Annotated in this window: 13 protein-coding genes; 7 read left to right on the top strand and 6 right to left on the bottom strand. The window is 52.7% G+C overall.

Annotated features, from left to right (window positions below; all coding sequences use genetic code 11):
• The first annotated feature begins 98 nt into the window (after positions 1-98).
• From cueO to hpt, 3 genes are all read left to right on the top strand, one after another.
• Positions 99-1,718, top strand: coding sequence for a multicopper oxidase CueO (gene cueO / locus OGV74_RS21350; RefSeq protein WP_086504922.1), 1,620 nt, complete (start codon positions 99-101; stop codon positions 1,716-1,718).
• 184 nt (positions 1,719-1,902) lie between these two features.
• Entirely contained in the window at positions 1,903-3,558 is a 1,656-nt protein-coding gene (gene tcp / locus OGV74_RS21345) for a methyl-accepting chemotaxis citrate transducer (protein WP_003018660.1), read from the top strand.
• Between the two features lie 251 nt (positions 3,559-3,809).
• Positions 3,810-4,346: a hypoxanthine phosphoribosyltransferase gene (hpt, locus tag OGV74_RS21340; protein ID WP_003018658.1), complete on the top strand. Its 537-nt coding sequence runs from the start codon at positions 3,810-3,812 to the stop codon at positions 4,344-4,346.
• 93 nt (positions 4,347-4,439) lie between these two features.
• Here the strand turns inward: hpt and can are convergent, their stop codons facing one another.
• Positions 4,440-5,102, bottom strand: a complete 663-nt coding sequence (can, locus tag OGV74_RS21335; RefSeq protein WP_003018654.1) for a carbonate dehydratase — start codon at positions 5,100-5,102, stop codon at positions 4,440-4,442.
• Between the two features lie 108 nt (positions 5,103-5,210).
• On the opposite strand from can, the gene OGV74_RS21330 reads away from it, so the two are divergent.
• The 4 genes from OGV74_RS21330 (at position 5,211) to OGV74_RS21315 (ending at position 8,739) form a co-directional block, all read left to right on the top strand.
• On the top strand, positions 5,211-6,137 hold the full coding sequence (locus OGV74_RS21330) for an ABC transporter ATP-binding protein (RefSeq protein WP_016149566.1): 927 nt from the start codon (positions 5,211-5,213) through the stop codon (positions 6,135-6,137).
• Complete coding sequence (locus OGV74_RS21325) at positions 6,134-6,904, top strand: ABC transporter permease (protein ID WP_003829467.1); 771 nt, start codon at positions 6,134-6,136, stop codon at positions 6,902-6,904. The genes OGV74_RS21330 and OGV74_RS21325 overlap by 4 nt, the downstream gene beginning before the upstream one ends.
• A 103-nt stretch (positions 6,905-7,007) precedes the next feature.
• Positions 7,008-7,448 (top strand): PTS sugar transporter subunit IIA, encoded by a 441-nt coding sequence (locus tag OGV74_RS21320; RefSeq protein ID WP_003018644.1) that lies wholly within the window; start codon positions 7,008-7,010, stop codon positions 7,446-7,448.
• A gap of 61 nt (positions 7,449-7,509) precedes the next feature.
• The gene (locus tag OGV74_RS21315; protein WP_003018642.1) at positions 7,510-8,739 is read left to right on the top strand and encodes a polysaccharide deacetylase family protein; all 1,230 of its coding nucleotides are present in this window, start codon (positions 7,510-7,512) and stop codon (positions 8,737-8,739) included.
• A 6-nt stretch (positions 8,740-8,745) separates the two neighbouring features.
• On the opposite strand, the gene panD is transcribed toward OGV74_RS21315, so the two are convergent.
• The 5 genes from panD to pcnB all read right to left on the bottom strand — a co-directional run bounded on the left by panD (position 8,746) and on the right by pcnB (position 12,983).
• Positions 8,746-9,126, bottom strand: coding sequence for an aspartate 1-decarboxylase (gene panD, locus OGV74_RS21310; protein WP_286521514.1), 381 nt, complete (start codon positions 9,124-9,126; stop codon positions 8,746-8,748).
• Positions 9,127-9,221: 95 nt separating this feature from the next.
• Positions 9,222-10,076: a pantoate--beta-alanine ligase gene (gene panC, locus OGV74_RS21305; RefSeq protein WP_016149568.1), complete on the bottom strand. Its 855-nt coding sequence runs from the start codon at positions 10,074-10,076 to the stop codon at positions 9,222-9,224.
• Positions 10,077-10,197: 121 nt separating this feature from the next.
• Entirely contained in the window at positions 10,198-10,989 is a 792-nt protein-coding gene (gene panB, locus OGV74_RS21300) for a 3-methyl-2-oxobutanoate hydroxymethyltransferase (RefSeq protein WP_086504923.1), read from the bottom strand.
• 120 nt (positions 10,990-11,109) lie between these two features.
• Positions 11,110-11,589, bottom strand: a complete 480-nt coding sequence (gene folK, locus OGV74_RS21295) for a 2-amino-4-hydroxy-6-hydroxymethyldihydropteridine diphosphokinase (protein ID WP_003018634.1) — start codon at positions 11,587-11,589, stop codon at positions 11,110-11,112.
• Entirely contained in the window at positions 11,586-12,983 is a 1,398-nt protein-coding gene (pcnB, locus tag OGV74_RS21290; RefSeq protein WP_203237415.1) for a polynucleotide adenylyltransferase PcnB, read from the bottom strand. The genes folK and pcnB overlap by 4 nt, the downstream gene beginning before the upstream one ends.
• Between the last annotated feature and the right edge of the window lie 9 nt (positions 12,984-12,992).

Here is a 12,992-nt window from a genome sequence, read left to right as displayed (position 1 = left end):
CGACCTTTATTATTAGCCGTTCACTTGACCTTCCCGTAAGGGGAAGGCTTATGCTTAAAAGATAGCCTGCTTAAGCTGCTGAATATAAGGAAGTGATTATGCAACGTCGTGACTTTTTAAAGTACTCCGTGGCGCTGGGCGTAGCGTCAGCGTTACCTCTGTGGAGCCGGAGCGTTTTTGCCGCAGACCGCCCTGCATTGCCCATTCCTGATCTGTTAACCGCCGATGCTTCGAATCGCATCCAGCTGATCGTGCAAGCCGGGCAGTCAAACTTTGCCGGTAAGACGGCCACGACCTGGGGATATAACGGCAATCTGCTCGGACCGGCGGTCAAGCTGAACAAAGGGCAATCGGTGACCGTAGATATCCATAACCAGCTTGCCCAAGAGACGACGTTGCACTGGCACGGGCTGGAAATCCCTGGTGAAGTCGACGGTGGGCCGCAAGGCATAATCCCGGCGGGCGGGAAACGTTCAGTGACCTTCACGCCGGATCAGCGCGCGGCAACCTGCTGGTTCCACCCTCATCAGCATGGAAAGACCGGTCATCAGGTAGCGATGGGGCTGGCCGGACTGGTGCTGATTGAAGACGAAGAGATTCGCAAGCTGATGCTGCCTAAGCAGTGGGGAATTGATGATGTGCCGGTAATTATTCAGGACAAACAGTTCTCTGCTGATGGGCAGGTTGATTATCAACTGGACATCATGACCGCCGCAGTCGGCTGGTTTGGCGATACGCTGCTGACCAACGGGGCGATTTATCCTCAGCATGCCGCACCGCGCGGCTGGCTACGTCTGCGTCTGTTGAATGGTTGTAACGCGCGCTCGCTGAACATTGCGGCCAGCGACAATCGCCCTTTGTACGTCATTGCCAGCGACGGTGGACTGTTGGCGGAACCGGTAAAAGTGACCCAGCTTCCTATGCTGATGGGCGAGCGCTTTGAAGTGCTGGTGGATGTCAGTGACGGCAAAGCTTTTGATCTGGTCACTCTGCCAGTTAGCCAGATGGGGATGGCAATTGCGCCATTTGATAAGCCGCACCCGGTGATGCGTGTTCAGCCGCTGCTGATTACCGCTTCCGGCACGCTGCCGGATACGCTGACATCCATGCCATCGCTGCCGTTACTGGAAGGTCTGACGGTGCGCAAGCTGCAGCTGTCGATGGATCCGATGCTCGATATGATGGGCATGCAAATGCTGATGAAGAAATTCGGCGGTCAGGCCATGGCGGGTATGGATCATGGAAAGATGATGGGCCATATGAATAATGACAATATGGACCACGGCAATATGAATCATGGCAATATGAACCACGGTGAGATGGGGAATATGCAGCATGGCAACATGGGCAACATGAAGCATGGCGGATCGTTTGATTTCCATAATGCCAACCGGATTAATGGTCAGGCGTTTGATATGAATAAACCGATGTTTGCCGCGGCAAAAGGGCAGCATGAACGCTGGGTGATTTCTGGTCAGGGCGACATGATGCTGCATCCGTTCCACATTCACGGCACGCAGTTCCGCATTCTGTCTGAGAATGGCAAAGCGCCTGCCGCACACCGTGCGGGATGGAAGGACACGGTGCGGGTAGAAGGTGGCGTGAGCGAGGTATTGGTTAAGTTTGACCATGACGCGCCAAAGGAGCATGCCTATATGGCGCACTGCCATCTGTTAGAGCATGAAGATACCGGGATGATGCTCGGCTTCACCGTCTAAACAAATCGCGCTGTGCTTATCCGGCCTGCAGAAATCTCTCGTAAGCCGGATGAGACACAGTCTCTTTACAGTGTTTCATCGCACGACTCCCACCTCCTGCAAATTCTGCTATTGCACATAAAGTAATCGCCTTTAGAACCGATAATCATTGGGTACCCAATGTGAGTTCAATGGATGAAATACTATGATTAAAAATGTGCGCGTTATTACCGGCATTCTTCTGGTTCTCGCCATTTTCTGTTTGCTACAGGCCGTGACAGGAAGTTTTTTTTATTCTGCAGTAAGCAATGATCGCCATAATTTCCAGAACTCAGGCACCCTGAATGCCCAACAGGAAAATCTGAGTGATAGCGTCAATACGCTGATTAAAACCCGGGTAACGGTAACCCGCGTAGCAATTCGTTTCTTAAAGAACCAACGCGATCCGGCCTCACTGGCGGCAATTGATACTTTGCTAAAAACGGCGAGTGAGTCGATGAAGAAGGCTGAGGGATACTTCGCGCATTATCAGTCATTGCCGCAGGTGTCGGGGCAGAATCCGCAAATTGCATCTGAAATGGAAAAACAGTATCGGCAGATGCACGACGTGATGGCGTTATCGATAGAGTATCTGCGCGCGAATAACTATCAGGCCTATGGCGATCTTGATGCTCAGAAGGCGCAAGATGAAATGGAAGCCAGCTATGACCAGTGGCGTAACGAAAATAACGCGTTGCTTCAGCACGCGGCGGCGGAGAATCAGCACAGCTTTACCCGCATGCAATGGACATTAGGGGCAATTGTCGTCGCTGTGCTCATCGTTCTGGGCATGATCTGGAGTGGGTTGCAGCATATGCTGCTTAAACCCCTGGCGCAGATTATGGAGCATATCCGCATTATTACCCGTGGTGATTTGACCCATCAACTCGACGTCCAGGGACGTAATGAAATGGGGCGTTTGGCGACGGGGTTAGATGAAATGCGACAGTCGCTGATTTCGACAGTCACGTCGGTGCGTAACAGCTCAGAAACGATTCATAGCGGTGCAGCGGAAATCTCGTCAGGTAACAACGATCTGTCTTCGCGTACCGAGCAGCAGGCTGCTTCACTTGAAGAGACTGCCGCCAGCATGGAACAGCTTACTGCAACCGTGAAGCAAAATACGGACAATGCGAAACAGGCGACTCAACTGGCTAAGAATGCGTCTGATACTGCCGCGCGTGGTGGACGGGTTGTTGATACTGTCGTGCACACGATGAGTGAAATTGCCGGTAGTTCACAGCAAATTGCGCAGATCACCAGCGTCATCGACAGTATTGCTTTCCAGACCAATATCCTGGCGCTCAACGCGGCGGTTGAGGCAGCCAGAGCAGGAGAGCAGGGACGAGGATTTGCTGTTGTAGCGGGTGAAGTCCGTACTCTGGCAAGCCGTAGCGCTCAGGCAGCCAAAGAGATCAAAGCGTTGATTGATAACTCAACTCACAGCGTGGGGATGGGATCTCAGCAGGTGTCGGACGCGGGTAAAACGATGAAAGAGATTGTCGCTGCGGTTACCCGCGTGACGGACATCATGGGGGAAATCGCCTCAGCCTCAGAGGAACAGAGCCGGGGGATTGAGCAGGTGAGTCTCGCGGTCTCGCAGATGGACAGTGTCACACAACAAAACGCCGCGCTGGTAGAAGAGTCTGCCGCCGCCGCCGCTTCGTTGGAACAACAAGCTGAACAGTTACGCCTGGCCGTGGCTGCATTTCGCATCACACGCGATACCTCCAACAGTGAGCATCGGAAACCGCCTAAGGATGCTCCGCAAGCAACCTCTGCAGGGAGTACGACACAAGACCCGCATTGGGAAACGTTTTAGCCACATGCTGTCGTGCGAACCAGGTTTTGCTTAATAAGCATACAAAAAACGACGCAAACGGGTTCTCCTGTGAACTATCAGAGGAACCCGCTCTCTTTACTGGTATACTTCATCAACTGAATTGTTTGTATGCTGTCGCAAGTTTTGTGGTTAGAGCGGGTCGCCGTCTGTCAGTCGGTGTATCAACGTAAGCGCTTTCTTTCGATCTGCATGATGTGTCAACTGATAAAAATCAGTGAGTTATAGGGTTTATGAAACATACTGTTGAAGTGATGATCCCGGAAGCGGAGATCAAAGCGCGTATTGCTGAACTGGGGCGCCAGATTAACGAACGTTACAAAGACAGCGGCAGCGATATGGTGCTGGTTGGTCTGTTACGTGGCTCATTTATGTTTATGGCGGATCTGTGCCGTGAAGTGCATGTCTCCCACGAAGTCGATTTCATGACGGCATCCAGCTATGGCAGCGGAATGTCTACTACGCGTGATGTTAAAATCCTGAAAGACCTGGATGAAGACATTCGTGGCAAAGACGTGCTGATTGTCGAAGACATCATCGACTCCGGCAATACGCTGTCCAAAGTGCGTGAAATTCTGAGCCTGCGCGAGCCGAAATCCCTGGCTATCTGCACGCTGCTGGACAAACCTTCTCGTCGTGAAGTGAATGTTCCGGTCGAGTTTATCGGATTCTCTATTCCAGATGAGTTTGTGGTCGGTTACGGCATTGACTATGCCCAGCGTTATCGCCATCTGCCGTATGTTGGCAAAGTGGTGCTGCTGGACGAGTAATTGGCGGGAGCGCCTGATGGCGCTTCGCTTATCAGACCTACGGCGTAGGTTTGTAGGCCGGGTAAGGCGTCTCCGCCTCCCGGCAATGTCACATTATTTATGGTTGCTGTGTTTCTGACTCAGGTTAGACAACCCCTGGCGATAGCGCTGCTCCAGCGTTTCGCGGCTGGTGGCGGTGACGTCGAGATCGCGTAATAGACCGTCATGAATACCGTAAGCCCAGCCGTGAATGGTAACTTTCTGACCGCGCTTCCAGGCTGAACGCATAATGGTTGAGTGGCCGAGGTTGTAGACCTGCTCCATGACATTCAGTTCGCATAGGGTGTCCATGCGACGTTCCTGCGGCATTTCGCCCAGCAGTGAGCTGTGTTTGAACCAGATATCGCGGATGTGCAGTAACCAGTTATCAATCAGCCCTTGTTCTTTATTTTCAATCGCCGCCTGGACGCCGCCGCATCCGTAGTGGCCGCAAATAATAATATGTTCCACTTCCAGCACATCCACCGCATACTGAACGACTGATAGACAGTTCAGGTCGGTGTGAATAACCAGATTGGCAACATTGCGGTGAACAAATAATTCGCCCGGTTCAAGACCGGTTAATCGTTCAGCGGGAACGCGGCTATCGGAACATCCAATCCATAGAAAACGCGGATTCTGTGCATGCGTCAGCGTTTCAAAAAATCCGGGATCCTCTTCTACCAGCATCTTTGACCATAGTGCATTGTTGCTGATGAGTGTATCTATGTCTTTCATGGAGTTGTACGACCCGAAGCCAGATAAATTCGATGGGCTAATATAGGGTAACTCCAGCATTAATTAAACTATATATAAAATGTCAGAACGTAAGGTAAGTAAAAAACCATGACCATTGCTCTGGAACTTCAACAACTTAAAAAAACCTATCCCGGTGGCGTTCAAGCGTTACGCGGGATAGATTTGCAAGTCGAAGCGGGTGATTTTTATGCGCTTTTGGGGCCGAATGGCGCAGGAAAGTCCACCACCATTGGAATAATCAGCTCGCTGGTGAATAAAACCTCCGGGCGGGTTAGCGTTTTCGGCTACGATCTCGATAAAGACACAGTTAACGCCAAACGCCAGCTTGGGCTGGTCCCACAGGAGTTTAACTTTAACCCGTTTGAAACCGTGCAGCAGATCGTGGTCAACCAGGCCGGTTACTACGGCGTTGAGCATAAAGAAGCGGTTAAACGCAGCGAAATTTACCTCAAACAGCTCGATCTGTGGGAAAAACGCAACGAACGCGCGCGCATGCTTTCCGGTGGGATGAAACGCCGTCTGATGATTGCCCGTGCGCTGATGCATGAGCCAAAATTACTCATCCTTGATGAACCGACGGCGGGCGTGGATATTGAGCTGCGCCGTTCAATGTGGGGCTTTTTAAAAGATTTAAACGACAAAGGCACCACCATTATTCTGACCACTCACTATCTTGAAGAAGCGGAAATGCTGTGTCGCAATATCGGCATTATCCAGCACGGTGAGCTGGTGGAAAACACCTCAATGAAGAGCCTGCTCTCTAAGTTGAAATCCGAGACCTTTATTCTCGATCTGGCACCGAAAAGCCCGCTGCCAAAACTGGAAGGCTACCAATACCGGCTGGTGGATACCTCCACGCTGGAAGTGGAGGTGCTGCGTGAACAAGGGGTCAACAGCGTGTTCTCACAGCTGAGCGCCCAGGGCATTCAGGTATTGAGTATGCGAAACAAAGCGAACCGACTGGAAGAACTGTTTGTTTCTCTGGTGCATGAAAAACAAGGAGATCGCGCATGATGCAGCTTTATTGGGTGGCGCTGAAAAGCATCTGGGCGAAAGAGATCCACCGCTTTATGCGCATCTGGGTCCAGACACTGGTTCCCCCCGTCATCACCATGACGCTCTATTTTATTATCTTTGGTAACCTGATCGGCTCGCGGATCGGCGAAATGCATGGTTTTAGCTACATGCAGTTTATCGTGCCGGGGCTGATTATGATGGCGGTGATCACCAACTCATACGCTAACGTGGCATCGTCATTCTTCAGCGCCAAGTTTCAACGCAATATTGAAGAGCTGCTGGTCGCTCCCGTACCAACGCACGTGATTATCGCTGGGTTTGTCGGCGGCGGCGTGGCGCGTGGCCTGTGCGTAGGCATTCTGGTCACGGCGATTTCACTGTTCTTCGTGCCGTTCCAGGTGCATTCCTGGGTCTTTGTCGCGCTCACGCTGGTGTTAACGGCGGTGCTGTTTTCGCTGGCCGGTTTGTTGAACGCAGTTTTCGCCAAAACCTTTGACGATATCAGCTTGATCCCAACTTTCGTGCTGACGCCTCTGACCTATCTGGGTGGCGTGTTCTATTCGTTAACGCTGCTGCCGCCGTTCTGGCAGGGGCTGTCGCATCTGAACCCGATTGTCTACATGATTAGCGGTTTCCGCTACGGCTTCCTGGGGATTCATGATGTTCCGCTAGTCACCACGTTTGGTGTGCTGGTGGTGTTTATCGCTGCGTTTTATTTGCTGTGCTGGTACCTGATTCAGCGCGGACGCGGCCTGCGCAGCTAATTCTTTCTTCCTCTCCTTGCCTGGGAGAGGAAGACTTTTGATGCTTGTCACCATTACGGATTTATCACACTGATAAACTACTTGCCTGCTAAGGAGGTAGGCAATGTTAGGTTGGGTAATTACCTGTCATGACGATAAGGCACAGGATATGCTGCATCGTCTGGAGAAAAAGTACGGCCCGTTGGCCCAATGTCAGGCGGTAAGTTTCTGGCGTGGACTCAGCTCGAATATGCTAAGCCGCATGATGTGCCACGCCCTGCATGCCACAGACTCAGGCGAGGGCGTGATATTCCTGACGGATATGGCCGGGGCCGCGCCTTACCGCGTGGCTTCGTTAATGAGCCATAAACATCCCCAGTGTGAAGTGATTTCTGGCATCAGCTATCCATTACTTGAGCGAATGATTTCGTCTCGGGAATCTATGAGCAGTTCAGCGTTTCGCGATTGCATCGTCGCACTTGGCGGCCCCGAAGTCTCCAGTCTCTGGCATCAGCAACAAAAAAATCCCCCCTTCGTGTTGAAGCATGATTTGTATGAGTATTAATCATTGGTATTGATGGCGCTTTTGCTACAATAGCCGAGGTTTCTCGCCTCGGTTATCTCATATGGTTATGCGCGTTCTGCTTGTTTTATTGCTCCTGTTTTCTGGCAGCGTCGCTGCGGCTTTGCCTGCTCGTTATATGCAAACCACCGAAGCCGCCGCCGTATGGGCGCAGATTGGCAATAAAATGGTGACGGTTGGGAATATTCGCGCCGGGCAGATCCTCGCCGTTGAGCCAATTGCCGCAGACTATTACGAATTTTCCTTTGGTTTTGGCACCGGGTTTATTGATAAGGGACACCTGGAGCCCGTTCAGGGGCGGCAGAAAGTCGATGATGGTCTGGGCGATCTCAATAAACCGCTCAGTAACCAAAGTCTGATAACCTGGAAAGATACATCGGTTTATAACGCTCCGGATGTCGGTAGCGCCCCGTTTGGCGTGCTGGCGGATAATCTGCGTTATCCGATTATCAGCAAGCTTAAAGACCGACTCAACCAGACCTGGTACCAGATTCGCATTGGTGGCCGACTGGCCTATGTTAGCGCGCTGGATGCGCAGGAAGACAATGGCATCCCGGTGTTAACCTACCATCATATTCTGCGCGATGAAGAGAATACCCGTTTTCGCCATACCTCCACCACAACCTCCGTACGCGCTTTCAGCAACCAGATGGCCTGGCTTCAGGATCGCGGCTACACCACGTTGACGATGTATCAACTGGAAGGCTACGTGCAGAATAAAATGAATCTCCCGGCGCGGGCGGTGGTGCTGACCTTTGATGATGGTCTCAAGTCGGTGAGTCGTTATGCTTACCCCATTTTGAAGCAGCACGGCATGAAGGCCACGGCGTTTATCATCTCCTCACGCATCAAGCGCCACCCGCAGAAGTGGGATCCGAAATCGCTGCAGTTTATGAGTCTCTCTGAACTGAACGAGATCCGGGACGTGTTCGACTTCCAGTCGCATACCCATTTTTTGCATCGGGTTGATGCGAATCGCCGGCCGATCCTACTGAGTCGCAGCTATCATAATATTCTGTTCGATTTCGCCCGTTCGCGCCGGGCATTGTCCCAGTTTAATCCTCACGTTCTGTATCTTTCGTACCCGTTTGGCGGTTATAACGCTACGGCGGTAAAAGCAGCAGGCGACGCGGGATTCCACATGGCGGTCACCACGGTGAGAGGGAAGGTTAAGCCGGGAGATAATCGGTTCTTATTGAAAAGGCTTTATATTTTAAGGACGGATTCGCTGGAGACGATGTCGCGGCTGATAGTCAATCAGCCGCAGGGGTAAGTACTGTCAGGCAACCTGTACCGGAATAGCTTTCGCGGTGCGCTTCATCTCGTTGTTGCCTTCAAAATAGGCCACTTTCGGACGCCAGGTGCGGGCTTCTTCGTCAGACATGGTGACGAAGCTGGCGATAATTACAATATCGCCAACATCAGCGCAATGCGCCGCAGCTCCGTTCACCGAGATGATTCTGGAGCCGCGTTCAGCCGCAATTGCATAGGTTGAGAAACGTTTACCGTTGGTTACGTTCCAGATATCAATAGCTTCGTTTTCCAGAATACCTGAGGCATCGAGAAAATCCTGGTCGATGGCGCAGGAGCCTTCGTAATGCAGGTCCGCCTGCGTGACTTTTACGCGGTGGAGCTTGCCTTGCAGCATGGTGCGAATCATAACTTCTATACCCTGTCGTTTACCTTGGCTAAGCAGACGAAACTGGCCTGCTTTGAGAAATTCTCAGGCAGTATTGCCCGATTTTTAACCCCTGTCTACTGGGCTAATGTAACGCTTTGATTATCGATCAGACGCGCCTGACCCAGCCAGGCGGCAGCCAGAATCACCGCGCGTTTGCTGGTTTCCGTCAGCTCCAGCAGCGTGTCGGCATCGCGAATCTGAATATCGTCGGCGCGGAAGCCTTTTTCATTCAGCTCCTGCTCGGCAATAGCAATAATCTCCTGCAACTCACGATTACCCGCAATCAGTTTTTCTGCGATGCTAGTCATCACTTTGTGCAGACCCGGCGCAATTTTACGCTGTTCTGCGGTCAGATAACCGTTACGTGAGCTAAGCGCCAGACCGTCTTTGGCGCGAATAATCGGCACGCCAACGATCTCAATGTCATAACCCATATCCGCCACCATTTTGCGGATCAGCGCCAACTGTTGGAAATCTTTCTCGCCGAAGCAGGCGAGGTCAGGCTGGATAAGGTTGAACAGCTTGCTGACGATAGTGGAAACGCCGCGGAAATGGCCCGGACGGCTTGCGCCTTCCAGCATGGTGGAGAGACCGGGAACCTCAACGAAAGTCTGGCCTTCCAGACCCTGTGGATAGATTTCCTCAACGGCTGGTGCAAAAACATAATCGACTTTGCGCTTGTTCAGCTTTTCACAATCTTCCTGCAGTGTGCGCGGATAACGCACCAGATCGTCCGGTCGGTCAAACTGCATCGGGTTGACGAAAATGCTGGCGATTACCACATCAGCCCGGGCTTTTGCCTCATCGACCAGCTTCATATGGCCGTCGTGCAGATTTCCCATGGTGGGAACCAGTGCGATGCGTTTACCTTCCTGACGCAGACGACGAATATGCTGGCGCAGCAGCGGCAGGGTTTCAATAATTAACACAACAAGACTCCTTAAATACGATGCCTGATGGCGCTTCGCTTATCAGGCCTACGCGTGAAATTGTAGGCCGGATAAGGCGCGTAGCGTCGCCATCCGGCGTAATGGCGTGCTGGCAGATAAATTAATGGAAGCTGTGTTCTTCGCCCGGGTAAACGCCGGACTCCACTTCAGTCATATACTGCCGCACTGCGGCGCGCATGTCGCCTGCTTCATTGAGGAAATTCTTCGCAAATTTCGGGATATGACCACCGGTAATGCCAAACGCATCGTGCATGACGAGAATTTGCCCGTCGGTGACGTTACCTGCGCCAATACCGATAACCGGAATAGAAAGTGCTTCAGTGACGCGCTTAGCCAACTCAACCGGCACGCACTCCAGCACCAACAGCTGAGCGCCAGCGGCTTCTAAGGCCAGCGCGTCATCCAGCAGCACTTGTCCGGCATCGCCGCGGCCCTGAATTTTATAGCCGCCAAACACGTTCACCGACTGCGGGGTTAACCCCAGATGGCCGCAAACCGGTACGGCGCGTTCGGTGAGCATTTTCACCGTATCAACCAGCCACGCGCCGCCTTCAATTTTGACCATGTTGGCGCCCGCACGCATAACCACCGCGGCGTTTTCAAACGCCTGTTCCGGCGTGGCGTACGTCATAAATGGGAGATCGGAAAGCAGTAGACAGTTAGGGGCGCCGCGACGCACAGCGCTAGTGTGGTAGGCGATATCGTCAACGGTGACAGGCAGAGTGGAGTCATGCCCCTGGATCGTCATGCCCAGCGAGTCGCCAACCAGCATCACGTTAATGCCCTCGTCAGCAAATAGTTTGGCAAAGCTGTAGTCGTAGGCGGTAATTGTCGCGAAGCGTTTTTTCTCTTGCTTGCATTTCTGCAGCAGTGAAATGGTAGTGGGTTTCATAACATTTCCTGATGATGAAAGTCATATTTATCGGCATTCTAACAGTCACATTCAGGGGGGCAATTGTTTTAAGCAATCGTTTGGCGCTAAAGCAGTAAACGCTAAAGGGGAGGAGATACTTTACCAGTGTGCAGGTTTTGCAATACCAAGATGGGTGAGGTGCTGATGCAGTCTGATACCATCCGGAAAAATAAGCTCAGGCGCAATTTCGAATAACGGCCACAGCATAAAACCACGGTTTTTCATGTCGTAGTGCGGCACGGTCAGGCGTTCGGTGTTAATCACTTCATCGCCAAACAGCATAATATCGAGGTCCAGCGTTCGCGGTCCCCAACGTTCAGCTTTGCGCACCCGGCCCTGTTGCAGTTCAATTCGCTGGGTATGATCCAGCAACGCTTCGGGGGCGAGAGCGGTATCCAGCGCCACGGCGGCGTTCAGATAGTCGGGCTGATCCTGTGGACCCAACGGGGGGGTGCGATAAAACGAAGAAACCGCAACGATACGGCTGTCAGGGATTTCGCCGATCGCTTGCACGGCAGCATTCACCTGCTCCAGGGGAGAAGCTAAATTACTGCCGATGGCGATATAAACGACGGTCACGCGCTACCTTCGCGACGCGGCGCACGCTTACGCGGGCGGCGATGGCGACGGCGTACGTCAGGCTCTTCATCCAGTTCGTTCAGCATGCCTTTTTGTTCCGGCGGCGCGGAAACCTGGAATTCACCCCACCATTTCGCCAGTCGTTGCAGTTCAGCGTTGTGTTCTACTTCGGCACGCAGTGCTAACAGGTCGTAAGCTGCGCGGAACTTTGGATGTTCCATCAGCTTCCAGGCGCGTTTACCCTGACGACGGGACATACGTAATTGCAACTGCCAGATATCGCGGGTTAGCGAGGTCAGACGTTTCGGGATCGCCAGCGAGCGGCAGGCTTCGTCCAGCACGTCGTTCATTGCCAGCGCGAAAGCGTCGTAGTAAGCCAAACCGCTTTCTTGCGCAATTTTCTGCGCGGCTTCCAGTAACGGATACCAGAACATCGCGGCGAACAAGAACGCCGGGTTAACGCGCATATCATTGTTAATGCGGTTATCGGTATTCTTCAGCACCTGAGCGATAATGCGTTCCATCGGGCTGTCACCGTCTTCGGTGAAGTAGCGTGTAATGGTTGGGAACAGCGGCTGGAACAGGCTGTACTCACGCAGTTTTTTATAGGTTTCATACCCATAGCCCGCCTGTAACAGCTTAAGTGCTTCTTCAAACAGGCGTGCGGGAGGAATGTCGTTCAGCAGCGTTGCCAGACGTGGGATCGGCTCTGCGGTTTCCGGGCTGATACGCATGTCGAGCTTGGCGGCAAAGCGCACGGCGCGCAGCATACGCACGGGATCTTCGCGATAGCGCGTTTCCGGATTACCGATCAGGCGAATGATGCCCTCTTCGAGGTCCTGCATACCGCCGACGTAATCACGTACGGTGAAATCGGCCACGCTGTAATACAGGCTGTTTATCGTGAAATCGCGACGTTGGGCATCTTCTTCAATGGAGCCGAAGATGTTGTCGCGCAGCAACATACCGTTTTGCCCGCGTTGCGACGTGGTGCGATCGGCTTCGCTGCCTTCATGATGGCCGCGGAATGTCGCCACTTCGATAATTTCTGGGCCGAACATGACATGAGCCAGACGGAAACGGCGACCGACCAGGCGACAGTTACGAAACAGTTTGCGCACCTGATCCGGCGTTGCGTTAGTGGTGACATCAAAATCTTTCGGCTTTTTGCCCAGCAAAAGATCGCGTACACCACCGCCAACCAGCCATGCCTCGTATCCGGCCTTATTGAGCCTGTACATTACCTTCAGGGCATTTTCACTGATATCTTTGCGGGAGATAGAGTGCTGCTCACGCGGAATTACCGTCATATGTGGACGGGCGACGGCGAGCTCAGCCTCGCGCTCCTCGCGGCTTAGCACCTTGCGGCAAAAATTAGCGACTCGGGTAAAAATAGTGCACCT

Source organism: Citrobacter sp. Cf116, from assembly GCF_030336505.1.
GTDB lineage: Bacteria > Pseudomonadota > Gammaproteobacteria > Enterobacterales > Enterobacteriaceae > Citrobacter > Citrobacter freundii.
This window is presented reverse-complemented; position numbering and strand designations above follow the sequence as displayed.

Bases quoted from the DNA above. Each gene is read 5' to 3' on its own strand.
- cueO (WP_086504922.1), top strand. From the start codon at position 99: ATGCAACGTCGTGACTTTTTAAAGTACTCCGTGGCGCTGGGCGTAGCG.
- tcp (WP_003018660.1), top strand. From the start codon at position 1,903: ATGATTAAAAATGTGCGCGTTATTACCGGCATTCTTCTGGTTCTCGCC.
- hpt (WP_003018658.1), top strand. From the start codon at position 3,810: ATGAAACATACTGTTGAAGTGATGATCCCGGAAGCGGAGATCAAAGCG.
- can (WP_003018654.1), bottom strand. From the start codon at position 5,102: ATGAAAGACATAGATACACTCATCAGCAACAATGCACTATGGTCAAAG.
- OGV74_RS21330 (WP_016149566.1), top strand. From the start codon at position 5,211: ATGACCATTGCTCTGGAACTTCAACAACTTAAAAAAACCTATCCCGGT.
- OGV74_RS21325 (WP_003829467.1), top strand. From the start codon at position 6,134: ATGATGCAGCTTTATTGGGTGGCGCTGAAAAGCATCTGGGCGAAAGAG.
- OGV74_RS21320 (WP_003018644.1), top strand. From the start codon at position 7,008: ATGTTAGGTTGGGTAATTACCTGTCATGACGATAAGGCACAGGATATG.
- OGV74_RS21315 (WP_003018642.1), top strand. From the start codon at position 7,510: ATGGTTATGCGCGTTCTGCTTGTTTTATTGCTCCTGTTTTCTGGCAGC.
- panD (WP_286521514.1), bottom strand. From the start codon at position 9,126: ATGATTCGCACCATGCTGCAAGGCAAGCTCCACCGCGTAAAAGTCACG.
- panB (WP_086504923.1), bottom strand. From the start codon at position 10,989: ATGAAACCCACTACCATTTCACTGCTGCAGAAATGCAAGCAAGAGAAA.